The sequence below is a fragment of the Actinomadura madurae genome (assembly GCF_900115095.1).
Lineage (GTDB): Bacteria > Actinomycetota > Actinomycetes > Streptosporangiales > Streptosporangiaceae > Spirillospora > Spirillospora madurae.
The window spans coordinates 324,992-351,655 of record NZ_FOVH01000007.1 but is presented as its reverse complement, the minus strand read 5'-3'; the positions used below and the strand labels follow the sequence as shown (position 1 = coordinate 351,655).

Genomic DNA, 26,664 nt, shown 5'->3' with positions numbered 1-26,664 from the left:
GATGGTGGCAGACTGCCACCGGCCCTTGAGCTGCGTAACCTCGGGGAGGAAGGGCGCGCGTGATCAGAGTTGAGCTATTCGACAACATGCCGATCTATGCGAACGGCCTTTCCGTCTTGCTCGGCCAGAACGGAATCACGGTGACCGGGATTCACTCGGATCTGCAGAGCGTCGGATCGTGGTTGCGGGCGGACGTTCTCGTGATGGCACTCCCGCTCGCGCACGAGGCGTTGACTGATTCGGCGTTCTCCCTCGGGGCTCCACCGTTGCTCCTGGTCACCGATGACGCCCTCGCGGTCCGTTCGACGCCGCTCGCCGCCTACGCCTGCGGCTGCGTGAATCGCGAAGCGGACGGCACGAGCTTCGTCTCGGCCGTGCGGGGGGCGGCCCGGGGCGCGCGGTTCTGGGAGGGCGCCGAGGTCACCGAGCCGGCCGCGCCGGAGCCGGCGCAGCGGCTCGGTTCGCTTTCCTCGCGGGAGCACCAGGTCTTGAAGCTCATCGCACGGGGATTCACGCACAACCAGGTCGCGACCCGCCTGGGCATCAGCCGGCACACGGTCGACACCTACGTCAAACGCATCCGGTCCAAGTGGGCTCTCGGCAACAAGGCCGACCTGACCAGGGCGGCGATGCTGGCGCTCCGGAGCTGACCCCTACCGGTTCCTGCCGGTCGGCCGGGCCGGGGCGGGCGGATGCGCCGTGGTTCCCTCTCCGGGGTCTGCTGCCGGCCACCGCCCCGCATCGGGACTGACGATGATCGCGCCCTCGGCCTGGCCGGCCAGTGCCCGCACCACCACCTGAGCGCATTCGACCGGATCGAGGCCAGGCCGCGATGACGTCAGGTTCGCGGGGCGGGCATCGGTGGCCGCCGGTCCGGTCCGGCCGTGACCTGTGGCGCGCTCCCGCACGGTGAAGCCATCGATGCTCACGAGCACGGTGCCGTCCGGTGCGATCAGCTCGATATCGCCGGTCGCCGTCGGGGTCGCCGTCGACGACCCCCGGCGCAGGTGGCTGTGGAAACCGGCCGGCAGGTCGCCGTACACCCGCATCCGCCCGATGGCCGCCGGTGCGAGAGAGCCTTCGCCGGCCGCCAGCATGGCGGCGGTCGCGGTGTCCAGGAGCGCGGGATGCAACCGGTGCTCCGAGATGTCGGCTGCGAACGCGTTCATCAGCGTGACCGCCACGAGCTTTTCCCGGCCGGCCTGGGCGGTCGCCGTCACGTTGTGCCAGCGCGGGCCGACCGTGAACGGATGCCCTTCCGGCAGGTGCGCGCGCCGGCCGGTCTCCGTCATCCGGGTGGTGAGCGCCGCGAGATCGGCCACGGGCGCGCTGCCGTCGTGCCCAAAGATCCAGCCGGTCACGTGGGGGACCCGGCCGTCCTCGGCGGTCGACCTGATCGCGAACTCGTACCCACCGTCGGAGGGGGCGAGCGTCACGTGTGCGGAGCGGGTTCCCTGGACGGTGAACGGCTCGTGGAAGGCCACGTCACGCAGCTCGACCGCCGCGCCGGAATCGGCGGACCTCTCGCCGAACAGTCTGATGACGAGGTCGAGCCAGGCGGTCTCCGGCATCACCGGAGTCTGGCCCATCCGATGCTCGTCGAGCGTCCAGTGGGTGCTCGCGCTGAACTCCATCTCCCACGTCATCGCCGCGGCCGGCAGCTCCGGCTCTGCCATCGTGTCGGTCGGTGCGGTGTCGGTCGGTGTGAGGTCGGTCGGTGTGAGGTCGGGCGGAACCGGGCAACTGATGCTGACCGGGCGGCCGAACGACGGCGGGGGCACCGCCATCGCGTCGAGGACGGCGTCGCCCGCCGCGTCCGTGGGCCTGCCCGTCCTGCCGGAGAAGAGCACGGTCAAGTCGAGAGGTGGCGCATCGGCGAAGACCTCCGCGAGGTTCGCCGAGCCCAGGGCCTTCCTGACGGAGACGGCGGCCGCTTCCGGGAATGAGATCGTTGCCGGTTCGTCGTCATGGCTGAGGTGGAACAGCCCGTTGACGGGCCCGAGCCGTGCTGTGAGCGCGGCCAGTTCGCCGCGCAGGGCGTCCCGGTCGCCGAGGTCGGCGGCGAGGGGGTGCAGATCCACGCCGCGGGCGCGCAGCCTGTCGCCGAGTGCCCGCGCGACCGCGAGGCCCGGCCCGTCGAGCCCACCGGTGACCACGTAGACGCCGCCTTCGCGAAGCACGTCGGATCCGGTGGCGGGAAGCACGAGCGGGCATCCGACGGGCAGCCATCGGTTCCGTCCGCGAAGCGCCACCAGGAGAGCCGGGTGGCCGAGCCGGAGCTCCGCGGCGATGTCCGCCCGTCTCACCCGGTCGCCGATGTCGATCACGCCGCCGCGCATGCCGGACGCGGCGCCGAGGAGGTCGCGAGCCAGGCCGAGGAGCACGGCTCTGGCGGGATCGACCCGGTCGTCTCCGGAGATGTCCACCGCACCGTTGGTGAGGACGTGGAACGTGGGCGTGCCGGGTCCGGACCGCCGGCCGGTCGCGAGCTCCGCGAACGCGACATGGCTCTCGGCCATCTCGTCCACGCGGGCGGGGAGGACGGTGGATCCGGCGGCCGGCGGCGCCGCCAGACCGGCGGCGTGGACGAAGGCGTCAGGCCGCTCGCCGTTCTCCTCCATCACGAGCCCGACACGCCGCAGATCGCCGGCCCCGCCGATGACGAACCCCGCGTCCGTCTCGGCGAAGCCCGCGCCGCGGCGGACCACCGTCGTCCGGTAGCCGGCGAGCCGGAGGGCGAGCAGGACGCGCTCGGCCTGCTCGCCGTCGTCGGGCGACAGCACGAGGGCGTTTCCGGAGCCGCCGTTCGCGGTCTCAGGCCGGGGCCGGCGCATCCATTCCACGGTGCTGAACGGGGACGGCTCACCGGTGCCGGTACCGGCGCTCGTGACCGTGTCCACGGCCTGGAGCCGCTGCGGTCCGCCGTGCGATCCGGTGTCGTCTGGCGGGTCGATCCGGTATCGGTCTCGCTGATAGGGATAGCCGGGCAGGGCCACCCGCCGGGACGGGGCCGGGTGCCCGGCGGCTTCCCAGTCGACCTCCACCCCGTTGACCCACAGCTCCGCCACGGCGTGCGCGATGCCGTCCAACCCCTCCTTTCCCGCGGGTGACCCGGCCACGACGGGGGCCTGCGGGTCGACCGCCACGGGGTCGCCGAGCGCGGTGCCGGGTCCGACGTCCAGCAGCAGCCGGCCGGGCGGGTCCAGCACGGCGCGCAGCGCCTGGCCGAGCGGCTCGGGCCGCATGGATCGGCCGGTCAGGAGCCCTGGATCGATGTTCTCCAGGTCGGTGACGCGCCGGCCGGTCGTCCCCGAGTAGATCGGTACCCGCGGTGGCTGGACCGGTGCCGCCGCGATGGCGGCCGCCCATCGTGCGGCGGCCTCTCGTGCGTCGCCGCCCGGATACCCGACCATCGCGCGGGCGCATACCGCCTCCACCGCGGCGGGGAGGTCGAGCAGGCCGGCGACGGTGGCCGCGGTGATCTCACCGAGGCCGTATCCGAGTACGGCGTGCGGTTCGACGCCGAAATCACGCCACATGGCGTCCAACGCGCATTGCATGGCGAACAGGAGGGGCTCCACCACAGCGGGGTCGGTCGCCGGCCGGTCGGCATGCCAGGTGTCGTAAAGGCGCCGGGCACCCGCCCGTTCGAACAGCTCCAGGCACTCGTCCATGGCCACGGTGAAGGCGCGGACCGACCCGTAGAGGGCGATGGCCGCGCGCGGCGGGAGCGTGTCCATCCCGGAGAACAGGAGCACGGTGGACGCGTCTCCGGCGCGACCGGTGAGCTGCCGGGCGGGGTCGGTCAGCGCATTGGCCGCATCGACGGAGTCGGTGCACACGGCGGCGAGCCGAACGGGATGTGCGGTGCGGCCGTGCTGCAGGGTCGCCACGGCGTCGGCGAAACGCTCGTCGCCGTGCGTGGCGAAATGGCCGGCGAGCCCGGCCCGGAGCTCCTCGGTGGCGCGGTTGGACCGTGTGGACAGCACGACGACATGGGGCGGGGTGCCCGGCGCCGGTGCGGGCAGCGGGTCCGGGTCGGGCACATCGCCCACCACCATGTGGACGTTGGTTCCGCCGATGCCGGACGCGCTCACCGACGCGACGCGTGGCCGGCCGGCCTCCCGGGGCCAGTGGCGCAACTCGGTGGCGATCGTGAACGGGGCCGAGGCGAGGCCGGGCCGGGGAGCGGACCGCGTCATCCCGATCGTCGGTACGATCGCCTCGCGTTCCAGCATCAGCACCGTCTTGATCAGTCCGGCCATGCCGGTCATCGTGGCGAGGTGCCCGATGTTGCACTTCACCGAGCCGATGACGGTGCCCGGGCGGGGCGGCCGGTCGTCGGCCAGCATCGCGAAGGCCTCCGCGAGGGCGCCCACCTCGGCCGGGTCGCCGAGCGGCCGGCCGGTGGCGTTCGTCTCGACGTACCCCACCTCCGCCGGGTGTACGCGGGCGAGCGCCATAGCCTCAGCGATGACCGCCGCCTGCCAGGAGACGCTCTGCGCGCTGAACGACGCCTTGTCGGCGCCGTCGTTGTTGACGGCGCTGCCTCGGATGACGGCCCTGACGGCGTCGCCAGCCGCGATGGCGTCGGCCAGGCGGCGGAGCACGACGACCCCGGCGCCGCTGCCGGAGACCATGCCGGTCGTGCTCCGCAGGCCGTCCGTCCGCCGGCCGTGGCCGAGCGGCGGGCCGACCACCGAGCCGCCCGCGATGGCCAGATCGCAATCGCCCGCCCGGAGTGACTGCGCCGCCAAGTGGGCGGCGACCAGCGAACCCGAGCATGCGGTGAGCACCGTCATGCTCGGCCCGTGGAGGTCGAGCGTGTACGACGTGAGCGTGGCGAGGTGGTCGGCCGGTCCGGCGCTGCCGAACACGCCGGCGGACTCGTCGATGCCGAACGGATCGTAGCCCGCGTTCTCCAGCGCCGCGTGGCACGTCTCGATGAAGATCCGGGTCTGCGGGTCGCAGAGGCGCGCCTCGTCCGCGGTCATCCCGAACAGGTCGGCGTCGAACAGGTCGGCGTCCGGCGTTCTCGGGCCGGTCCGCGGTCCGCCGGCCGGGGGAGAGGGGCGGGACTCCACGCCCGAGGCCAGGTTGGCCCAGTACTCCTCAAGGTCGCGCGCACCCGGGAGCCGGCAGGCCATCCCGACCACCGCGATGAGGTCGCCGGTCATGGTCACGAACCTTTCCGCTGCCGCAGACGATTTCGAAGCGCGCGCCGGTCGTACGGCGTCCAGGCGGCGCCCGCGGGCGGCCGGCCGGCTCCTCGATCGGCAGGTTCGGCCGAGCCGGCGATGAACACGGCGAGAGCGCGCACGGTCGGGTGCTCGAAGAACGCGGAGATGGGCGGTTCGCGGCCGATCCGTCGCCGCAGACGGGCGGACACGCCGATCATCGCCGCGGAGTCCAGTCCGGCTTCGAAGAAGCTGGCGTCCACGGGGATCGTCCGGCCCACCTGCTCGCGGATCGAGTCGGTCAGCGCGGTGACGAGCTGCCGCTCATCGTGCGTCATCGTCCCGCCTCCTTGCGGACGAGGGTCGCGAATGCCGCTGGGGTGGGGGCGCGGAAGACCGCGCCCATGGTGAGAGGCGTTCCGAACGTGTCGCTCGCGATCTGAGCCAGGCGCGCGGCGAGCAAGGAGTGCCCGCCGCTCAGGAAGAAGTTGGCGTCCCGACCCAGGTCGGGTCTGCCGAGCACGGACCTCCAGAGGGCGATGAGCGCCGCCTCGGTCTCGTCGGTCGCCTCGGCGCCGTTCCGGTGGTCGCCGCGGGCCGGCGGGCCGGCCGGACGTGCGGCCAGCGCACGGTAGTCCACCTTCCCGTTGGCCGTGGTCGGCAGCGCGTCGAGCACCGTGATCCCGCTCGGCACCGCGTAGCCGGGCAGCACCTCGCTCACGTGGTTCCAGAGCTCGGTCTCCAGCCCGGCCCGATCGGCGACGACGAACGCGGTGATCCTGGTGTCGGCGGCCGAGTCGCCGACCACGATCGCCGCCGCCGTCGTGACGTCCGGATGCGTCTCCAGTGCGGCCTCCACCTCGCCGAGCTCGATGCGGTGCGCCCTGATCTTGACCTGACGGTCCGCCCGGCCGAGCAGCTCGATGGTCCCGTCGGGCAGCCAGCGGGCCCGGTCGCCGGTGCGGTAGTGCCGGCCGAGCCGGGCACCGTTGCCGAACCGCTCGGCGGTCAGGTCCGGGCGGCCGTGGTAACCGGAGGCGACGCCGGCACCGCCGATGCACAGCTCGCCGGCCAGACCGACCGGCCGGGGCCGGCCGCGCTGGTCGACGATGTCGACGGTGGTGTTGGCGATCGGCCGCCCGATGGTGATCCGGGCGTCGGGGTCGGTGATCTCGGTGGTGGTCGACCAGATGGTCGTCTCCGTCGGGCCGTACACGTTGAACACCCGCGCGCCGGTCGCCAGGAGCCGTCCGGCGAGTCGCGACGGCAGGGGTTCCCCACCGCACAGGATCGTGCGGCCGGTCAGCCGTCCGGTCCCGTGCTCGGCGACCAGCCGCCACGTGGTCGGCGTCGCCTGGATCACCGATACCCGCTCCCGGACGATGAGGTCGAGCAGCTCGGCCGGCCGCGCCGCCGACTCGTCCGGAGCGACCACCACCCGCCCGCCCACCGCAAGGGGAAGGCACAGTTCGAGGGTGGAGATGTCGAACGCGAACGTGGTCAGCCATGTCATCGCGACCGAGGCGTCCAGGCCGAGCTCGGCGGTGAAGTGGCGGACCACGTTCGCCAGGTTGCGGTGGGTCAGCCGGACGCCTTTCGGCCGTCCCGTCGACCCCGACGTGAAGATCACGTACGCGGGGTCGGCGGGGGCCGGGCCGTACTCGAACCGGTCCGGCCCGGTGCCCGCCGCCGTGGCCGGATCGGGAAGCGGAACGCGGATCCGCCCGTCGAGGCACCGCGGCGGAATATCGTCGCCGCCGACGACCAGCGCGCAACCGGCCTCGTCCAGCTGCTGGAGGAGCCGGCGGGGCGGGTGGCCGGGGTCGAGCGGCACGTAGCAGCCGCCCGCCGCCCAGACCCCGATCGCCGCGGCGGCGGTGCCGGCGCCGCGCGGAGCCGCGACCGCGACGAGCGGATGGTCCGCGCGGCCGTGGCTCAGCACGGCGTCGCGGACCGTCGCCGCGGCGGACATCAGCCGGCCGTAGGTGGTGGCGCGTCCGTCCTGCGTGATCGCGACCGCGTCGGGCCGGTCGCGCGCCGCCTTGACGATCATGTCGAGCACGGTGGGCGGGGCCGGCCACGGCACGGCGGTCCGGTTGGCGACCGTGACGACGTGCCGGTCGCGGGCGGTGCGCAGGTCGAAGTCCGCGAGCGCCAGGCCGGGATCCGCGACGGCCTGGTCGAGCGCCAGCTTGAACCGGTCGAGGAAGCGCTCGGCGAACGCCGCGTCGTGGATCTCCGTGGCGTACTGGAGGCCGACGCGCAACGTCCCCGCCACCGGTTGGACGACGAGCTCCAGGTCGAACCTGGACAGGCCGGTGTGGACGTCCCGGAAGCGGGAGCCGTCGCCGAGCGGCTCGTCGGAGGTCCGTTCCGGCCGGAAGTTGTAGCAGTGCCGTACCAGGGCGCCTCGCCACCACGCGGGTTCCGAGCGGTCGGGGCGGGCGGTGGCGAGCAGTTCGAAGGGCATCGCGCCGTTCTCCCTGCCGGTGACGATCTCGCCGGAGACCCGGGCGACCAGGTCGGCGAATCCGGCCCGGCCGTTGAGGGAGACTCTCAGTGGCACCGTCGCCACGTGGTAGCCGACATCGTGGTGGCCGACATCGCCGGCGTCCTCGGGGCGGGTGTCCATCATGACGCCGACCACCGCGTCGGGTGCGGCTCCGTGCTCGTGGAGCACCAGGTAGAAGGCGGCGAGCAGGATCGCTGAATCGGTCGCGCGGCAGCGCCGGCGGAGCCCGGCGAGCATGTCGGCGGGCACGGTCAGCACCCGGTCCAGCTCGGCGCCTGAGAACGCGGGTTCCTCCGGTGAGGCGGCCGACTCCTCCAGCCGCATCCCGGTGGCGTCGAACCCGGCGAGCCGTTCGCGCCAGTACCGCACCGCGGACTCATCCTGCCCGCTCCGAGCCCGGCTGGGCACCGGCGCGGCGATCGGCGGCTCGTGTCCGCCGCTCAGGGCCAGGTAGGCGCGGCGCAGGTCGGTGAGCACGGTGTCGAGGCTGGCCGCGTCCGTGACGATGTGGTGCGCGACGACGCAGATCACATGCTGGTCCGGGCCGGGGATGAACAGGCCGGCGCGGACCAGCGGGGGCTCGCCGAGCTCGAACGGCCGTGCGGCGAAACGCCGCAGGTCCGCCGCCAGCTCGCCGGGTTCGGCCTGATGGACCTCGACCTCGACGTCGACCTCGTCCGGCCGGTGCTCGCGACGGACCGGCACCCCGTTCACCGCGGGAAACGACCTTCGAAGCGCCGGGTGCCGGGCGACCACGAGTTCCAGGGCCCGGCGGACCGGCCACCAGCGGGCCGGCCCGCTCACCTCGATGGCCGTGGCCACGTTGGACACCCCGCGGTGCGGCACGAGCTGCTGGAACGCCCACAGCCCACGCTCGTTCGCATCGAGCCCGGTACCGAGCGGGGTGGCGGCGCCGGTCATGCCGGCCGCCGGGCGCTCGCGTCGGCCGGCACGGCCGCGACGGCGTCCGCGAGCTCGTCGGGCGCGTCGTCGACGAGCCAGTGACCACCCGGGACCGCGCGCAGGTCGACGGATTCGGAGCTGTGCCGGCGCCAGCCGAGCAGCGCGCCCCGCTCGACGTCCGGGTCGTCGGTGCCGAAGCACACGGTGATCGGTACCGGCAGCGGCGGGGCGGGCCGATGGCGGTAGCCGGCGAGCACCGCGAAGTCCGCGCGCACCGCCGGCTCGGCGACCTGGCGGAGCCTGGCGTCCCCCGCGAGGGACTCGGGCACACCGCCGTCGTCGCGCAGCCGAGCCCACAGCTCCTCGCGGGGCAGGTGCGCCATGCGCCGTGGCCGCCGGGCGATGTCGGGGGCGTCGTAGGAGACGACGACGAACCGGCTCGGCATGGCCGCGCCGCGCAGGGCCAGGCCCTGGAGCACCCCGTAGGCGAGGAGTGCGCCCGCGCAGTAGCCGAACATCGCGTACGGCCGGTCGTCCACGCGCTCGATGAGGGCCTGGGCCAGGGCGTCGACCAGCGGCTCGAACACCGTGATCGGCGGTTCGGACAGCCGTCCCTGCCGGCCCGGCAGGTTCGCCGACCACAGCGAGATGCCGGCCTTCTCACCCGCGCGGGCGAGCCCCGCGAGCTGCGTGCACCCCGCCCCCGCGTGCGGGAAGCCGTACAGCGGCATGCCGTCGTTCGCCGCGAGCGGCACGAACCAGCCGTACTGGTCCTGGTCGGTCACCGGGGACGCCTCCGTTCGCTCAGCAGGGCCGCGAACCGCGCCGGCGTGGGGGCCGCGAACACGTCGGTGAAGTCCACGTCCGTGCCGAGCCGGACGTTCACCCGTTCGGCGAGCTCCACGGCGATGAGCGAATGGCCGCCGCAGAGGAAGAAGTTCGACTCGGCCGTGATCCGGGGGTGGTCGAGAAGGGTGCGCCACAGCTCGACGACGAGCCGGGTCGTCGGGTCGGCCGGCGGCTGCGGTGCCGGACCGTCGCCGGGCGGCGCGACCGACTCCGCGAGCCGACGGTAGTCGACCTTGCCGCTCCCATTGGTGGGGATGTCTCCCACCACGGCGAACCGGGCAGGAACGGCGGCGCCGGGCAGCAGCCCGGCCGCGTGCCGGCGCAGCCGCTCCATCTGGTCGTCGCTCGCGGAGATCTCGCCCTGGACGGCGGCGACGATCCTGAGACCGCCGGCGGCGTCGGGCTCGGCGAGCGCGGCCGCCGCGCGCACCCCCGGGTGCTGTTCGAGGACCGACTCGATCTCACCGAGCTCGACGCGATGCCCGCGAATCTTCACCTGCCGGTCGACCCGGCCGAGGAACTCCAGCTGCCCATCACGGCGGAGGCGCACCACATCGCCGGTCCGGTAGTGCCGGCCGAGCCCGCCGGCCGTCCGGAACACCCGGCCCGTGCGTTCCTCGTCGCCGAGGTATCCGAGCGCCACTCCGCGCCCGCCGATGCAGAGCTCGCCGGGAACGCCGGGCGGAGCGGCCCGGCCGTGCTCGTCCACGACCCGGACAGTGGTGTTGGCGATGGGGCGGCCGATGGGGACCCGCTCGGGGACGGGCGGCTCCAGCTCGGCCGCCGTGGACCAGATGGTGGTCTCGGTCGGACCGTAGACGTTGAACACCTGGCACTTCTCGGCGAGCAGCCGCTCGGCCAGCGGCGCCGTCAGCGGCTCGCCGCCGCACAGGACCCGCCGGCCGCGCAGCCGGCCGCGCAGCCGCGGCACCAGCTGCCGCCACGTCGTCGGTGTCGCCTGGATCAGTGTGACGTCCGCGCGTTCGACCAGTGAGGCGAGCACCCCGGGGTCGACCTGGGCGCGGTCGTCCGCGACGACCGCCCGCGCTCCCGTGCTCAGCGCGAGGAGCAGTTCGAGCGCGGAGATGTCGAACGCGAACGTCGTCAGCCACATCACCCGGTCGCCCGGTGTCACCTTGAGCATGTCCGCGAAGTGGCGGACCACGTTGGCCAGGTTGCCGTGGGTCACCAGCACGCCCTTGGGCCGGCCGGTCGAGCCGGAGGTGTACAGGAGGTAGGCGGGCGCATCCTCGGGACCCGGTGCGGACCGGGTCTCGGGTATGCCGCCGGGCACGGTGTCCAGCCTGACGGCGTGCCGTCCGCCCGCCAGGTCACCCGGAAGATCGCGGTCGGTGAGCACGACACCCACTCCGGCGTCGTCCAGCTCGTGCCGGGCGCGGGGGATCGGGTGCGCGGGGTCCAGCGGCAGGTACGCGGCGCCGGCCGCCCACACCCCGAGTACGGCCGCCGCCAGCCCTGGACCGCGGCCCGCGTACGTGCCGACGACGTCGCCGGGGGCGACCCCACGGGCGAGCAGCGCGTCGCGCACCCCCGCGGCCAGGCCGGCGAGCTCGCCGTAGGTCAGCTCGTCGACGGCCGGAGCGCCGGGAGTCCGCCGGGCACGATCGCTGATCATGTCCGGGACGGTCCCGGCCGGCCACGGCCGCGCGGTGTCGTTGACGCGCGCCAGGAGGGCCCGGTCCGCCGCCGGCAGGGCGTCGACCTCGCGCAGGGGCCGGTCCGGATCGGAGGCGAGCGCGATCAGCAGGTTCTCGTACCGGTCGAGAAGGTCGGCGACGTCCTCGTGGCCGTGCGCCTCGGTGCTGTAGACGGCGGTGAGCTCGAAGGGCGGGCCCGCCTGGACGATCAGCTCCAGGTCGAGCCGGCTCAGCCCGTGCCACGCGTCGACGTACTCGACGGGCCGGCCGGCCATGGTCAGCTCGTCCGGCCCGGCCGGACGGTAGTTGAACGACTGGCGGAACAGCGGCGCCCGCCAGTCGGCCGACCTGGTGTCCAGGGCGTGCCGCACCGACTCGAACGAGGCGTGTCCGTGTTCGAGCCCGCCGAGGAAGGCGTCCCTGGTCGTCCGGACGAGGGTGGCGAAGTCGGTGCCGAGGTCGACTCGCACCCGGATGGGCAGGATGTTGGCGTGGAAGCCGGCGGCGTCGTTCCGCGCACTGCCCCGTCGGGTGGTCACCGGGACACCGACCGCGAGGTCCGGGCCGGCCCCGTGGCCGGCGAGCAGCAGGTAGTACGCGGCGAGCAGGACGATGTTGTCGGTCGTCCTGGTGCGGGACCGGAGCCGGGCGACCGCCTCGCCGGCCTCCTCGGACAGTGTGCGGTCGAGCCGCGCCGCGGCGAAGGTCGGCCGGTCGGGGACGGGCCGGGCGCCCGCGAGAGCGAGGCGCTCCGGATCGATGCCCGCCAGATGCTCGGTCCAGAACTCGATCGCCGCCGCGTCCGGCGCCGGCTCGACCTGCGGCGGAGCGGGCGCGGGCAGCTGGGGTGAGGTGTCGCCGTCGGCGTACGCGTCGTACAAGGCCGCCGTCTCCCGCGTCACTATCCGCGTGGTGACGTCGTCGACGACGAGGTGATGGAGGACGACGCACACCACGGTCGCGTCCGGCAACATGATCATGTGCGCCCTGACCAGCGGAGGGCGGTCGAGGTCCATGCGTTCGGCGATCAGGCCGGTGACGAGTTCCGTCACCTCCTCAGCGGTGCCCTGGTGCACCTCTAGCGGCACCGTCGCCTCGTCGGCGGCAAGGAACCGTTTGCGCAGCTCGTGCCCGACGGGCTGGATGGACGTTCGCAAGGCCGGATGCCGCCGCACCACGTGGTCGAGCGCTTCTCGCAGCGGCCACCAGCGCAGCCGCGCCGGCACCTTCACCGCGAAGCCGACGTTGCAGATGCCGTGCTCGGGAACGAGCCGGTGCAGCATCCACTGGGCGCGCTCCTTGTCGGAGATCGGCGTGTCCCGCTCGGTGATCGCCATCAGGTCGCCGCGCCTTCCGCCGCGATGATCTCCGCCAGCGCGCCGAGCGTCGGGTGGTCGAACAGGGTGACGATGCCGGTCCGGATGCCGAACTCGGCGCGGATCTCCGACATCAGCTCGACGGCGCTGAGCGAGTTGCCGCCGAGTTCGAAGAAGTCGGCGAGTTCGCCGGACGGGGCGATGCCGAGCACGCGCTCCCACAGCGCCGCCAGGCGGTCCCGCACCGATCCGGAGGTCACCGCTGCCGCGACCGGCGTCGCCGCCGGTGCCGCGACCGGGGCCGCCACCCGCGACGAAGGCGTCGGCGCTCCCGGCTCCGTCACTCGCGGTGGCGGGAGGGTCGGTGCCCCCGCGATCACCGTGGTGCGCACCGGCACACCGTTGACGTGGGGCCGCACCGACACCTGGTACGGGTGCCTGGTCCCGAGCAGCGACAGGAACAGCGCGCCGCCGTGCTCGGGCGCGATGCCGTCGACCGGGCCCTCGTCTGGGAGGAAGGTGCCGTCGATGACCTGCCGCATGCTGAACCCGGCGATCCGCGCCACGAGGCTCCCGCCCGCGGTGTAGAGGTCGATGTCCGCGACGATGAGGCCGGCACCGGAGGGACGCCTGCGGATGTGGCTGACCGACTCGGCGGGCAGGTCGGCGTGGAGTTCGAGCGACTCGTAGCCGAACGGCAGGCTCAGGCCGTCGGCGGCCGGGCGGCGTACCGCGGAGGTCGCGCAGTCCAGCACGGCGGGGTGCAGCGGATGGACGTCGAGATCCGGCTGGAACGCCTCGGGCAGGGCCAGCTCGATGAGCAGTTCGTCGCCGTGGTCCGGCCCGGTCGTGACACCGCGGACGATGTCCCAGCGCGGGCCGACGGCGAACAGCCGCGGATGGTCTTCCTCGCCGTGGTCGGGCGACGGGGCGGTGAGCCGTTCCCGCAGATTCTGGAGCGACGCGCCGGGGCCGGGTGGCGTCGCGATCTCGTCCGCGTCCATCGAGACCACGCAGCCGGTCGCATACCGGACGTTCTCGCCGCCGGCACCGGTCGCCGGCGTGGATCCCACGGCGAAGCGCCAGCCCGGGCCGTCCGGCCGGAACAGCACCTCCACCTGCCGCGCCTCGGGCACCGGGAGGGGCCGCTGGAAGACCACGTCGGTGAGCCGCAGCGGTCCCGCGTGCGGCTCGATGACCTCGCGGTACGCCCGGACGACGAGGTCGAGGTGACCGGTGCCGGGGAGCACGGGAACGCCGTCGATCCGGTGCTCGTCGAGGACCGGGTGCTCGCGGGGATCAAGGACCGCCGACCACGTCCGGGAGCCCTCGGGCGCCGGTTCCGGCCGGACGGCCATGCCGACCGTGTGCCAGGCAGGCCAGTTGAGGCTCACCGCCGGGATCCCGGCGCGCGCCATGAGGCGGCTCTGCGCGTCGGCGAACGCGTTCGCCGCGGCGTAGTCGGCCCCGCCGAGCAGCCCGTCGACGGCGGCTCGGCTGGAGAACGTCACGAAGAAGTCGAGCGGCGGCTGGTCGGCGAGCAACTCGGCCAGCACCACCATGCCCATCGCCTTCGGCCACAGCACCGCCGCCGTGTCGTCCCGGTCGCGGCCGAGCAGCGTGCCGCCTCCCGCGACGCCTGCCAGATGGACGATCCCGTGCACCGCTCCGTGCCGGGTGCGCAGGATGTCCAGCACGCGGCGCATGCTCCGGTGGTCGCCCACGTCGCACTCCTCCACCGAGACCGTCGCCCCGGCGGCCTCCAGCGCGGCGACCCGCGCCCGGCGGCGCTCGTCGTCCGCGGCGATCCCGTGCCGGCCGAGCAGGACCAGGTGCGGGCGCAACCCGGTGTCGGCGAGCGCGCCGGCCACGGCCAGTCCGAGATCGCCGAGCCCTCCGGTCAGCACGTAGACGCCGCCCCTGCGGACGGCCGGCGCGGCGGGAGCGTCCGGCGTGTAGAGCCGATCGGTCCGAACCCATCGGCCGGGCCCGCGCAACGCCACGACCCGGTCGGTGCCGGTGGCGGTGATCTCGGCGGCGAGGTCCTCCTCGCGCACGGGGTCGCTGACGTCGACCAGCCGGCAGGTGAGGTCGGGCGTCTCCATGGCGAGGCTGCGGACCGCCCCGTGCAGTGCGGCCTTCGCCGGGTCGAGCGGTTCGGCGCCGGTGAGGTCGACCGATCGACCGGCCAGCACCAGCAGATCCGCCTCCGGGCTGTGCCGGCCGCCGTGCTGGACGAGCGCCACAAGGCTGTGCAGCGTGCTGTCGAGCTGCTCGTCCAGGTTCGTCCTGCTCGGCCGGTCGAGGACCGCCATCGACAGCGCGTGCACCAGGAGCGCCGGCCGCTTCCCGCGGTCGGCGAGCGCGGTGAGGACGTTGCCGAACTGCTCCGGCCGGTCGAGGCGGACCCGGAATTCTTCGCCCTCCTCGGCGAAGGCGGCGCCGGGGCGGACCACCACGGGCCGGTAGCCGGCCTGCCGCAGCGCCAGCAGGACCGGCAGCGACGCCTCGTGATCGGCCGGCACGACGGCCACCGCGGGTGCGCCCGCACCGGTTCGCCGGTTCGCGGGGCGCGGTTCCTCGACCCAGGTCGCGGTCGTGAACGGGGTCACCCCGTCGTGGCCGGCCGCGACGTCCTCCGGCTCGGGCGCGACGGCGCCTTCACCGCCCTCCTCCGGCGTTCGGTCCGGCACCGTGCCGCGCAGCGGCAGCCAGTGCCGGCTTCGCCGGTAAGGGTAGGTAGGCGCCGGCAGGCGGTGGAACGCCTCCCGCTGCCGGACGGCCGCCCAATTGAGCTCGTGCCCTTCCGTCCAGAGGGCGGCGGCGGCTTCCAGCACCGAGAGAAGCTCGTCGTCCCCCGCACGCGCCGGCAGCGTCGCCACCGCACCGCTCGTTCCGGCCCGCACCGCCCGGTGCTCTCTGGCGAGCCTGGTCAGCGTATGCCCGGGGCCGACTTCGAGCAGCAGCCGGTCATTCCCGCCGAGAAGATGGTCGACCGCGAGGTCGAAGCGGACCGGTCGGACCAGCTGGTCCGACCAGAACCGCGCCAGCCCCGTCTCGGCGCCGGCTGGACCGCCCGCGGCCGAAGAGAAGACGGGGACGGCCGGCTCGTGCGACCGGACGTCCGCGAACGCCAGGTCGAACTTCGTCGCCGCCTGCGCCATGTGCGGGCTGTGGAACGCGTGCGGGACCGGGAGCAGGCGAAAGTTCAGGCGGCGCTCCCTCAGCAGGGCCTGGACCTCGTCGAGCCGGTCGGCGGGACTCGCCAGCACGACCTGCCGCGGACCGTTGACCACGGCGACGCTCACCTCGTCCGGCAGCAGGCCGGACACCTCTTCGGCACCGGCGCTGACCGCGACCAAGCCCCCGGGCGGCATGGCGGCCATCGCCTCGGCCCGCGCGCAGACCAGGCGGACCGCGTCCGGGAGGTCGAAGACGCCCGCGACGGCGCCCGCGGTCAGCTCGCCGATGCTGTGCCCGAGCACTCCGGCGGGGGTGATGCCCCACGAGCGCCACATCTCGGCCAGCGCGAACTCGACCGAGAACAGCAGCGGCTGGGCGACGGTCGTGTCGGCGAGTGCCGAGGCGTCGGGGTCCCGCCAGTGCCCTTCGAGCCGGACCCCGTGCTGGGCGAACGCCTCAAGGCAGGTGTCCATCGCTTCGGTGAAAACCGGGTCGGCTCCGTGCAGGTCGGCGGCCATCGCCGGGTACTGCGCCGCCTGGCCGGGGAAGGCGAAGATCACGGGAAGTGCGTCACCGGTGCGGATCGGGGCCGCGGGCAGCGTGCGCGCCGCCTCCGCGGCGTCCCGCGCCACCACGGCGGACCGGGCCGCGTGGCGGGTACGGCCGTCCTGCAGCACACCGGCCGTGTCGGCGTACTGCCCGGCGCCGGCGCCGTCCAGCGCCGCCGCGGCGCGCTCCTGGTAGACCCGCGCCGCCTCGGGTGTCCGGGCCGACAGCACGATCACCTGTGGCCGCCGTGCGGCCGGGGAGTGCCGCACGGGCGGCCCCTCCTGCACGACGAGGTGGACATTGGTACCACCGAAGCCGAACGAGCTCAGGCCGGCGATCCGGGGCCGCGCGGCGTCCCTCGGCCACGGCGTGGTCCGGTCACCGATGACGAACGGCATCGTGTCCAGGGACAGCCGCGGGTTGGGCTCGGCGAAGTTCACCGTCGGCACGAGCTGCTCGTGCTCGATGCAGAGCACCAGCTTGATCAGCGATGCGATGCCCGAGGCGTGCCCGAGGTGACCGATGTTCCCTTTGACCGAACCGAGAACGATGGGGGAGTCGATCCGGTCGGCGCCGAGGGTCCGGTGGGCCTGAGCGAGCGCGGTCACCTCGATCGGGTCGCCGAGCGGGGTGCCCGTCGCGTGCGCCTCGATGAACGAGACGTCCGGCGCCTCCACCCCGGCGAGCACCATGGCCTCGCGGACGGCCTGGACCTGGCCGGAGACGCCCGGCGTGGTGAACCCGGCCTTCGCCGCGCCGTCGTTGCTCATCGCCGAGGCTCGGATGACCGCCCGGACCCGGTCGCCGTCGGCGAGGGCGTCGTCCAGCCGTTTGAGGACCACCGCGCCGGCGCCGGTGCCGAAGACGGTGCCGGCGGCGCGATGATCGAACGGCCGGACGTGCCCGTCCGGCGACAGGGGCCCGCCGGGATCCCACAGGTAGCCGGAATGGGCCGGCATCTCCACCTCGCTGCCCGCCGCGACGGCGATGTCGCACTCGCCGGTCCGCAGTGCCTGGCAGGCGAGATGCACGGCCACCGCCGAACTCGAACAGGCGGTCGACACCGTCAGTGCTGGGCCGCGGAAGCCGAAGCGGTAGGCGAGATGAGTCGCCGCGTAGTCCGGATGGCTGAGCGTGCTCAGGGCCGCGTTCCCGCTGGAGTTGGCCTCGTAGCCGGTGGGGCGTCGCACGTGCAGGTCCAGGTACCGGTTGACGCCGACCGCGCCGAAGACCCCCGCCCCGTCGGCGATCCGCGCCGGGTCGTACCCGGCGTCCTCGACCGCCGTGTGCCCGACCTCCAGGAAGAGCCTGATCTGGGGGTCGAGCAGGGTGGCGTCGCGCGGGGTGAAGCCGAAGAAGTCCGCGTCGAACATCTCCAGTTCGGGCGTCTCCGCCACCGCCTTGACATAGCCGCTGTCGGCCAGCATCGAGGCGGGCACGCCCGCGGCCAGGAGCTCCTCGTCGGAGGGGAACCGGACCGCTTCGTGCCCGGTGCGGAGGTTGTCCCAGAATCGGGCGGCGTCCGCCGCGCCGGGGAGCCGGGCGGCCAGCCCGATCAGGGCGATGCCGTCGGTGTGGTTGCTCATGTACTCGTCTCCTTCGGGCAAGCCGCGGAGCGGGCGGCGAGCCGCCGGCCGCGAACCTCCGCGAGGTACCGCGCCCGCCGGGTCACCGGCCGCGGTGACTCGGCCTCCTCGCCGGCCAGGTAGCCGGCGAGACCGCGGACGGTCGTGTGCTCGAACAGGACGGTGACGGGGAACGCGCGGGCGGTCACCTGCTGGAGGCGGACGTGCGCCTTGGTCAAGAGCAGCGAGGTCGCGCCCAGGTCGAAGAAGTTCTCCTCCGCACCGACCCGGTCATGTCCGAGAACCTCCTCCCACACTGCGGTGATGGTTCGTTCCAGCTCGGTCCGCGGCGCGGTGGCCGCAGAGGGCCGGGCCGGGGCGGGCACCGCGCCCGGAGCGTCGCCGAGCCGCGCGCGGTCCACCTTTCCGTTGCGGGTCAGCGGGATCTGCGGCACGAGGTGGACCGCGGCCGGCAGCATGTGGTCGGGCACAGTCCGGCGGAGGTGCGCGCGGATCGAGCCGAGCGTCGGTGCCGTGCCCGGTTCCGCGACCAGATGAGCGACGATCCGGGCCTCGCCGTCGGGTCCAGGGCGGCCGGTAGCCGCGGCGTCCCGGACGTCCGGGTGGACGCGCAGCCGGCGGTCGATCTCCGCCAGCTCGACGCGGAACCCGCGAACCTGTATCTGGGACCCGGTCCGCCCGAGCACCGTGACCTGACCGTCGGGCCCGAGACGCCCGATGTCGCCGGTCGCGAACCGGTGGTGGCCCGGGATCGGATCGCCGGCGCGTCCGGGCAGCGCGCCGGCGTACGCGTCGGCGAGGTACGGGCTTCGGACGGTCACCGTGCCGAGTTCACCGATCGCGGCCGGCCGCCCCGATCCGTCGACGACGAGCAGTTCCGCTCCCGGCACGCCGCGGCCGACCGGAAGCACCGACGCCGCCGGCAGGGCGCCGGACTCCGCGACCACGGCGAAGCCGACGATCTGCGGCGTCTCGGTCGTCCCGTACCCGTTGATGACCGTGGCGTTCGGCGCCCACCGGCGGATGCCCGGGAGATCCCCGGCCATGAGCAGATCGCCGGCGCAGCACAGCAGCCGGAGCTCGGGCAGTGGCGGGACGGCTAGCGGCAGGCTGAGCAGGCGGCACAGCGCGGGGGTCGCGTGCAGGACCGTCACGGACTCGGCGGCCAGCCAGTCCAGAAGCTCGACGGGCCTGCGAAGGAGGTCGGGCGGTACGCACAGGGTGGCACCGGCCCACAGGGGGGTCAGCACGTCACGCAGCAGAGGGTCGTGACCGAGCCCCGAAAGGAGGGCGAAGCGGTCCGCGGCGTCGATGGCGAACCGTTCCGTGTACCAGGACAGGAAGTTGGCCAGCGGCGGCTGCCCGGCGCGCACCGGCTGCGCGTACCCGGTCGTGCCCGAGGTGAACGCCGCGTAGGTGTGCCGGCGCGGGTCGGGGTCGCGCACCGGCCACGAGGCCGCCGAACGCGGTGGCGGCGGGACGAGCCATGTGGCCGTCGTCTCGCGCAGCTCGCCGGAAACGGGGCCGGCCACCGTGATGCCGACGGGGGCGTCGAGTACCGCCAGTTGTTCGGCGAGCCGGGCGGCCGGATGCCCTGCGTCGAGAACGGCGAAGGCCGCTCCGGCGCCCAGCACACCGAGCATGGCGGTCACCAGTTCCGGTACGCGGGCGGCGAGGACCGGAACGGTGTCGCCCGCCCGGACGCCGGCGGCGACCAGCGCCGTGCTCTGCTCGGCGGCCGCCGCGTAGAGCTCGCCGTAGGAGGTGCCGCGGCCGGAGGCGTCGCGGACCGCGATGCCGTCGCGGTGGCCGGCGACGGTGTCGGCCAGCGCCCGCACCAGGTCCGGGGGCCGCGTGCGCAGGTCCGCGGGGGGCCGCGCACCGGCACCCGGCACGTGGTGGGCCACCGGGCGGTCCGGAGCGCGGCAGAACCGTTCGAGCAGCGCGACGAACTGGTCGAGGAACGCGACCGCGTGCCCGGCGTCGAGGGCGGCGGTGTCGTACACGAGGTCCAGCCGGAGCTCGTCGCCGTGTTCGGCGACGTAGATGGACAGATCGAACAGCGCGCCCGGCACCGGCGGCTCGGCCAGCTCGGTGATGAGGCCGGTCATCGAGGGCGGGGCGGCGGGTGCGCCGAGCCAGTTGAACCACACCCGGAAGAGCTGGTTGCGCCGGCGGGCGCCGCTGCGCAGATCATGCAGGATCCGATCGACGGGGACCTCGGCGTTGCCCGCGCCCTCCGCGAGGGCGCGGCCGGTCGCGGACAGCAGGTCGCCGAACGTCGCCCGATCGTCCACCGTCAGGCGCAGCGGCAGCGTGGCGACCAGGAATCCGATCATGTCCAGGGTCTCCGGACGGTCCCGATGGCCGAGCGGAACGCCGACGATCAGGTCCCGCTCACCGGACCAGCGCCGCAGCAGCACCGACAGCCCGGCGAGCAGCAGGACGTACGGGGTGACCTGGTGCGCGCCGGCGATCCGGCGGATCCGACCGGCCAGCGCCGCGTCGAGGCGCACCGCGTGCCGGCCGGGCCCGCCGGCCGCCGGGCCGGTGGCCGGGGCGGGCAGCGCCGGCGGCGCCGGCGGATCGGCGAGCGTCCGGCGCCAGTACTCGCGCTGCGGGGCGCCCGCCGACCCGTTCGCGACCGCGGCACGCCGGACGGCCAGCTCGGCGCTGCCGATGCTCAGCCGGGGAAGGTCTGGGGCGGTGCCGGTGACGGCGGCCGAGTACAGCCGGCCGAGCTCGCGGAGCAGCACCCGTTCGGACCAGTCGTCGAACACCAGGTGGTGCACCACGATGACGAGATCGTGGAGGTCGCCGTCGTGCCGTACCAGGGCCGCGCGGATCAGCGGAGCGCAGGTCAGGTCGAACGGCCGTCCGACGAACCGCTCGATCGTCTCGCCGGGCCGCCCCCCGGCGTCGACGACCTCGAACGGGCACGGCATCGGGTCGCGCACGGTGAGTTCGGGGCCGTTCACGGCGACGTGCACGTGGCAGCGCAGCGCGTCATGTCTGGCGATCAGCGCGTCCAGCGCCGAGCGCAGCGCGTTCACCCGCAGGTCGCCGGTCAGTCGCACCACCGTGGGGAGGTGGTAGGCGGGGTCGGCGGGGTCGAGCTGGTGCAGAAGCCAGAGACTGTGCTGGCCGAGCGTGAACGGCGCCGCGGAGACGGGGCCGGACGGGGCCACCGGCGCGACCGGGTCGGCCGCCTGTACCGCGGCGGCGAGCTGCCGGATCGTGGGGCCGGTCAGGACGGTGCTCGCGGAGACCTCGACCGAAAGCTCCCGCCGGATGGCGATCGCCAGCCTGGCCGCCGTGAGCGAGTCGCCCCCGGCCTGGAAGAGACTCTCCGTCGCGGTCCGCGGCGGGCGGCCGACCAGCAGCGCCCACTGCTCGCCCAGCGTACGCTCGATGTCGTCGGCCGGCCGGAACGCGGTCACAGCCGGCTCGGCGCCGGAGGCGAGCGCTCGCCGGTCCACCTTCCCGGACGCGCTGAGCGGAAGGGCGCCATGGACCCGGACCTCAGCGGGCACGGCCGCAGGCGGCAGCGACTCCGCCAGGTACCGCTTGAGCGTGTCGCCGAGGCCGGGCGGGGGCGGCGCGGCCGCCGCGACGACATGGGCGATCAGGACGCCCTGCCCGCCGACGCGCTCCAGCAGGACGGCGGCGTCGCGCACCTCGGAATGCCGCCGCAGCGTCGCTTCGACGCCGTCGAGGCCGACCCGCACACCGCGGACTTTGACCTCGTTGTCGGACCTGCCGACATGGACCAGTGCCCCGTCCGCTCGCCGCCGCACGAGATCGCCGGTACGGTACCTGCGCCCGCCCGCCCCGTCCGGGAGGAAGCGCTGCGCCGTCTCCGCGGGCCGTCCGTGATAACCGCGGGCCAGGCTGGGACCGCCGAGGTGGAGCTCACCCACGGCGCCCGGGGGGACCTCGTTCCCGCCCGGGTCGAGGACCGCCACCTCGACCCCGGGGAAGGGACGGCCGATCGGGACGGCGTCCGTCTCCACGGATTCCTCGGTCACCTCGTGGTAGGTGCTGTCGATGCCGGCTTCGGCCACCCCGTAGGAGTTCACGATGCGCGTGGTCGGCGCCAGCAGCGGCGCCAGCCGGCGGAACTCCTCGGTCCGCCACTGCTCGCCGCCGGAGATGAACAACCGGACGCGGTCGAGGCGCGCGCCCGTGTCGGACATCCACTCGACCAGCAGCCGGATCACCGAGGGCGTCAGTTCGAGCGTGTCCACGGATTCGGTCGTCAGCAGCCGCCACAGCGCCGCGGGATCGAGCAGCGTGGCCTGCCGGCACAGCACCAGGCGCCCGCCGGAACACAGCGCCCGCACGATGTCCGCGATGTGCACGTCGAACGCCGGGCCGGCGCCCTGCAGGCACGTGCGGGGCGAGTCCAGCAGGTCGTACTCGGCGGCCCAGCCGGCGTACGCGGCGGCGAGCGCGCGATGCGGCACGGCGACCGCTTTCGGCTCCCCGGTGGACCCGGAGGTGTGGATGACGTAGGCGAGGTCGTCCAGGTGCGTGGACGTCTCCGGCCGGCGCCGCCGTGGTGGGCGCCCGGCGTGCGGCACCTCGATCACGCCGGTCCCGACGCCGGCGGCGCGCACCAGGTCCGGGGCGCCGACGAGGGCGGCCGGGGAGACGCCGGCGAGCATCCGCCGGATTCGTGCCGCGGGAGACGCCGGGTCCACGGGCATGTAGGCGCCGCCCGCCCGCCACGCCGCGAACGCCGCGACCACGGAGTCGGCGCCGCCGTCCTCGGTGACGACGGCGACGACGGCGTCCCGCCTCACGCCGGCCCGTACGAGCCTGCGCGCCAGCAGGTCGATGCGTGCGTCGAGCTCGCCGTAGGTGATCCGCCGCCCGTCCGAGACCACTGCGATCCGGCCGGGGTGCCGGGCGGCGACGGCGGTGAACCGGTCCGGGACGGTCGGCCCGGCGGCGCGTGCGCCCGCGGGCGGCCAGGCACGGTCGGCGGCGGTGAGGTCGCGTGGCATCAACAGGCTTTCTCGGACTCGGCGGACGGGCTTCTGGCACGCTAACCACCGGCGCCTGACATCTGCCTGTCACGAGTTTGCGGGACATGTCCGCTGGTCCCGGGCGCGGCGAGACTGGGGCCGCGATGGACCGGTGGTCCCGCGGCCATCGGACCGTCGCCACCGGACCGTCGGGACGCCGCCTCGGAGGAGTTGCGATGGGAAGACCTGATCCGATCGCCATCATCGGCATGGCAGGCCGGTTTCCCGCCGCGAACGATATCCACGAGTTCCGTGACAACGTGTTCGCTGGCCGGGACTGCCTCACGACCCTGTCGGCCGACGAGCTGCGCGCCCACGGGGTCGACCAGGAGCGGCTCGACGCCCCCGACTACGTCCGGCGGCGTCCACTGCTCGACGAGGCCGACTCGTTCGACGCGGGCTACTTCGGGCTGACCCGGCGGGAGGCGCAGATCCGCGACCCGCAGCATCGCCTCTTCCTGGAGACCGCGCATGCCGCGCTCGAGCATGCGGGCTACGACTCGACGACCTACGACGGCCACATCGGCCTCTACGCCGGCGCCAACGTGAACCGCTACCGGTACGACCACGTGGACCGGCGGCCCGACCTGGTCGACATGGTCGGGGACGCGGCCGTCGATCTCGGCAACTTCCCGGACTACCTGGCCACCTTCACGGCGTACAGGCTCGGGTTGCGCGGCCCGAGCATGACGGTCCTGACGGCGTGCTCGACGTCCCTCGTCTGCGTGCACGAGGCCTGCAAGTCGATCCGGGCCGGCGACTGCGAGATGGCGATCGCCGGCGGGGTGGACGTCGAGTTCCCGGTCGGCCGGGGGTACTTTCCGATACCGGGCGGCATCCTGGCCAGGGACGGAGTGTGCCGCCCGTTCGACGAGAGCGCGAGCGGCACGAACTTCGGCAGCGGGGTCGGCGCGGTGCTGCTCAAGCCCCTGCCGGCCGCCATCGCCGACCGGGACACCGTGTACGCGGTCATCCGGGGTTCGGGCATCAACAATGACGGTGACAGGAAGGTCGGTTTCGCCGCTCCCAGCATCGCCGGCCAGTCCGAGTGCATCCAGCGCGCGCTGCGCACCGCCGAGGTCGATCCACGCACCATCTCCTACGTGGAGGCGCACGGCACGGCCACGCCGGTCGGCGATCCCATCGAGATCGCCGGCCTGGTGGACGCCTTCCGGGCGGTCGGCGGGGACGATCTGCCGCACCAGTACTGCGCGATCGGCTCGGTCAAGTCGAACATCGGTCACCTCGGTCAGGCCGCCGGCGTGGCCGGCCTGATCAAGACCGTGCTGGCCCTGCACCACCGGCGCATCCCGGCCAGCGTCAACGTGGACGCGGTGACCACCCGCGTGGACTGGGCCCGGTCACCGTTCGCCGTGGCGACGAAGACCGTGCCATGGCCGGCCGAGGACGGGTGGCCGCGGCGGGCGGCGGTCAGTTCCTTCGGGTTCGGCGGCACGAACGCGCATCTCGTGCTCGAAGAGGCACCGCCCGCGCAGGCGCCCGCGCGGGATCGCCGGAGCACCGAGGTGATCTTGTGGTCGGCGGTCGACGAGGCGGTCCTCGACCGGCAGCGGGGCCGGCTGGCCGCCTACTTCGACTCGCTGGCCGAACGGGACTTCCCGGACGCCGCGCACTCGCTGCGGGTGGGGCGCACCGCGAAACCGGTGCGCGCCGCCCTGCTCGCCGCCGACGCGGGGGACGCCGCCGCGGGTCTGCGGAACCGGGCCCGCGTGCTCCGGCCGGACGGGGTCGGGCGGCGGGTCGCGTTCGCCTTTCCCGGGCCGGATGCGCCGCGGCCGGCGGCGTTCCGCGACCTGTACGCGAGCGAGCCGAGCTTCCGCGCCGGCGCGGACGCGGCCTTTGACGTGCTGGAGCCGTTGCTGGACATCGATCTGCGCGCCCTGTGGGCGAAGGGCGACGCGGCGGCACTCGCCGAGCCGGTCGCGGCGCTGCCGCTGCTGTACGTGCTGGAGTACACACTGGCGAACTGCCTGATCCACTGGGGCGTCCGGCCGGACGTCCTGTTCGGGCACGGGTTCGGCGAGTTCGTGGCGGGCGCGGTGGCCGGAGTGCTCGACTTCGAGCCCGGGCTGCGCGCTGTGGCCGCGCTCGCGCGGCTGACCGAGGACGCGCCCCGCGGGGAGGCGCTCATGGTTGCCGCGGGTCCCGAGGAGGTGCTCGCCGCGGTCACCGGCGGTGTGGCGGTCACCGCCGTCAACGCGCCGCGACAGGTGGAGATCTCCGGCCCGGCGGACGCCATCGCCGCGGCGGCGGACCGGTTGACCGCGAACCATGTCCCGACCCGCCGCCTGCACCGCGCGCATGCCATGCGCGGACCGGCGATGGCCGGCGTCGCGCGGCGCTGGCCGGCGATGCTGGCCGAGCTCGGACCGAATCCACCGCGCCTGCCGGTGGTGTCCGGGACGAGCGGTTCGGAGATCACCGCGGAGCAGGCGGCGTCCGCCGAGTTCTGGGCGCGCCTGCTCGTGGACCCGGTCGACTTCGACGCCGCGGCGGCCGAGGTGCTCGGCGCGGGCCCGGCCACCGTGGTCGAGGTCGGACCGGACCGGACCCTCGGTGCCCTGCTCGGCCAACGCGGCGACCTGCGCCGCCGGCGGTCCCGGGTCCTGCAGTTCACTGGAACGGGCGGCGGCGAGCACACCGATCTCGATGGCGTCCTCGTGCGGCTGTGGCTCGACGGTGAGCCGGTCGGCTACTGGCGCCACCTCGGGCGGCGCGGCTACCGCAGGATCGCGGCACCGGGCTATCCGTACGACCGGCGGCGGTTCTGGGTCGACGTCCCCATCGACCCGGATGGCTGAGCCCGTGCTGTCGGTGACCGTCGTCGACCAGGTCGAGCCGATCACGGCCGGGTTCACCGAGGGACCGGCCTCGCACCCGCACGTGGCCGGCGAGCTGCTCCGGGTCGAGCGGCTGTACGCGGCGCAGGGCGGCGAGGTGCGGTACGTGGTCGCGACGGATCGAGGCGGCCGGCTCCGCGGGCTGCTTCCCGTGTACCCGGTGCCGCGGCGGAGCGGCTCGGCGGTCGACCCGGCGGAGCTGTTCGGGCCCGTCGGCGCGCGATGGGAGCAGGCCGTGTGCCTCGGCTCGCTCGGTACGTTGCCCAATGCGGTGACCGCCTGCGGCCCCGACCGGGTCGAGGTGCTGCGCGCCCTGTTCGAGCGCGGCGTCGAGCTCGCGGCCGCCGCCGGGGCGGACTTCGTGTGCGTCCCGCAGCTCGAGGACGAGATCGCTCCGGCGGTCGCGGCGGTGCTGCCCGCGCGGTCCATCGCGCGGAGCACGTCCTGCGATGCGATCGTCGACGTCACGTTCACCTCGTTCGACGGGTACGTCGCGTCGCTTCCCGCCCGGCGGCGGCAGTTCCGGCGGGAGCGGCGCCGGTTCGCGGCGTCGCCGCTGCGGCTGTTCGAGGTGCCCCTGGTCGACGCCGTCCGCGAGCTGGCACCGCTGCTGCACAACGTGGAACGCAAGTACGGCAGCCGGGATGCGCTGGAGGTCCACGAGATCTACCTGCTGACCACGGGGCTGGCGATGCGAAGTTCGAGCACGACACTGGTCGCCTGCCGCGGGCGGACGCCGGTGGCCTTCTCGGTGATCTGGGAACAGGGGCCGGACTGGTCGGTGCGCTGCTGGGGCTGCGACTACGAGCTGACCAGCGGGACCTGCGCGTACTTCAACCTTGTGTTCTACGAACCGCTCATACGGGCGGCCGAGCGCGGCGTGCGATCGGTGAACTTCGGCACCGAGGCGCTGGAGCCCAAGCGGCAGCGCGGTGCCCGGCTGCGCCGGTTGACCACGCTCGGTGCGGCGGCGGACTCGTGGACCGTCCGGAGGGCGTCCGCGGTCACCGGCTGAGCGGTGAGCGCTGGGGAGTCGCGCT

The 26,664-nt window shown here is 74.2% G+C and carries 10 protein-coding genes; 3 read left to right on the top strand and 7 right to left on the bottom strand.

Annotated elements, in window-relative coordinates; translation table 11 throughout:
* Window positions 1-203: 203 nt before the first annotated feature.
* Window positions 204-650 (top strand): response regulator transcription factor, encoded by a 447-nt coding sequence (locus BM339_RS21740; protein ID WP_200871915.1) that lies wholly within the window; start codon window positions 204-206, stop codon window positions 648-650.
* A 3-nt stretch (window positions 651-653) separates the two neighbouring features.
* Here the strand turns inward: BM339_RS21740 and BM339_RS21735 are convergent, their stop codons facing one another.
* The 7 genes from BM339_RS21735 to BM339_RS21705 are packed head-to-tail and all read right to left on the bottom strand — an operon-like array spanning window position 654 to window position 22,742.
* Window positions 654-5,177 carry a type I polyketide synthase gene (locus tag BM339_RS21735; RefSeq protein ID WP_075022020.1) on the bottom strand — a complete coding sequence of 1,508 codons (4,524 nt, stop codon included), beginning with the start codon at window positions 5,175-5,177 and terminating at the stop codon, window positions 654-656.
* Between the two features lie 2 nt (window positions 5,178-5,179).
* Window positions 5,180-5,515 (bottom strand): acyl carrier protein, encoded by a 336-nt coding sequence (locus BM339_RS21730; RefSeq protein ID WP_021595792.1) that lies wholly within the window; start codon window positions 5,513-5,515, stop codon window positions 5,180-5,182.
* Window positions 5,512-8,610, bottom strand: coding sequence for a non-ribosomal peptide synthetase (locus BM339_RS21725; RefSeq protein ID WP_075022019.1), 3,099 nt, complete (start codon window positions 8,608-8,610; stop codon window positions 5,512-5,514). The genes BM339_RS21730 and BM339_RS21725 overlap by 4 nt, the downstream gene beginning before the upstream one ends.
* Window positions 8,607-9,377 carry a thioesterase II family protein gene (locus BM339_RS21720; RefSeq protein WP_083597818.1) on the bottom strand — a complete coding sequence of 257 codons (771 nt, stop codon included), beginning with the start codon at window positions 9,375-9,377 and terminating at the stop codon, window positions 8,607-8,609. The genes BM339_RS21725 and BM339_RS21720 overlap by 4 nt, the downstream gene beginning before the upstream one ends.
* Window positions 9,374-12,436, bottom strand: coding sequence for a non-ribosomal peptide synthetase (locus BM339_RS21715; protein ID WP_075022018.1), 3,063 nt, complete (start codon window positions 12,434-12,436; stop codon window positions 9,374-9,376). The genes BM339_RS21720 and BM339_RS21715 overlap by 4 nt, the downstream gene beginning before the upstream one ends.
* A complete protein-coding gene (locus BM339_RS21710; RefSeq protein ID WP_075022017.1) occupies window positions 12,436-17,733 on the bottom strand; it encodes a type I polyketide synthase in 5,298 nt (1,765 codons plus the stop codon). The genes BM339_RS21715 and BM339_RS21710 overlap by 1 nt, the downstream gene beginning before the upstream one ends.
* Complete coding sequence (locus BM339_RS21705) at window positions 17,730-22,742, bottom strand: non-ribosomal peptide synthetase (protein WP_075022016.1); 5,013 nt, start codon at window positions 22,740-22,742, stop codon at window positions 17,730-17,732. Before BM339_RS21705 ends, BM339_RS21710 begins: the two co-directional genes overlap by 4 nt.
* Window positions 22,743-22,939: 197 nt before the next feature.
* On the opposite strand from BM339_RS21705, the gene BM339_RS21700 reads away from it, so the two are divergent.
* Complete coding sequence (locus tag BM339_RS21700) at window positions 22,940-25,585, top strand: type I polyketide synthase (protein ID WP_075022015.1); 2,646 nt, start codon at window positions 22,940-22,942, stop codon at window positions 25,583-25,585.
* On the top strand, window positions 25,578-26,639 hold the full coding sequence (locus tag BM339_RS21695; protein ID WP_021595034.1) for a GNAT family N-acetyltransferase: 1,062 nt from the start codon (window positions 25,578-25,580) through the stop codon (window positions 26,637-26,639). Before BM339_RS21700 ends, BM339_RS21695 begins: the two co-directional genes overlap by 8 nt.
* Window positions 26,640-26,664 lie beyond the last annotated feature (25 nt).

Excerpts from the sequence above, each read along its gene's own strand:
- BM339_RS21740 (WP_200871915.1), top strand. The coding sequence starts at position 204 with ATGGCACTCCCGCTCGCGCACGAGGCGTTGACTGATTCGGCGTTCTCC.
- BM339_RS21735 (WP_075022020.1), bottom strand. The coding sequence starts at position 5,177 with ATGACCGGCGACCTCATCGCGGTGGTCGGGATGGCCTGCCGGCTCCCG.
- BM339_RS21730 (WP_021595792.1), bottom strand. The coding sequence starts at position 5,515 with ATGACGCACGATGAGCGGCAGCTCGTCACCGCGCTGACCGACTCGATC.
- BM339_RS21725 (WP_075022019.1), bottom strand. The coding sequence starts at position 8,610 with ATGACCGGCGCCGCCACCCCGCTCGGTACCGGGCTCGATGCGAACGAG.
- BM339_RS21715 (WP_075022018.1), bottom strand. The coding sequence starts at position 12,436 with ATGGCGATCACCGAGCGGGACACGCCGATCTCCGACAAGGAGCGCGCC.
- BM339_RS21710 (WP_075022017.1), bottom strand. The coding sequence starts at position 17,733 with ATGAGCAACCACACCGACGGCATCGCCCTGATCGGGCTGGCCGCCCGG.
- BM339_RS21705 (WP_075022016.1), bottom strand. The coding sequence starts at position 22,742 with ATGCCACGCGACCTCACCGCCGCCGACCGTGCCTGGCCGCCCGCGGGC.
- BM339_RS21700 (WP_075022015.1), top strand. The coding sequence starts at position 22,940 with ATGGGAAGACCTGATCCGATCGCCATCATCGGCATGGCAGGCCGGTTT.
- BM339_RS21695 (WP_021595034.1), top strand. The coding sequence starts at position 25,578 with ATGGCTGAGCCCGTGCTGTCGGTGACCGTCGTCGACCAGGTCGAGCCG.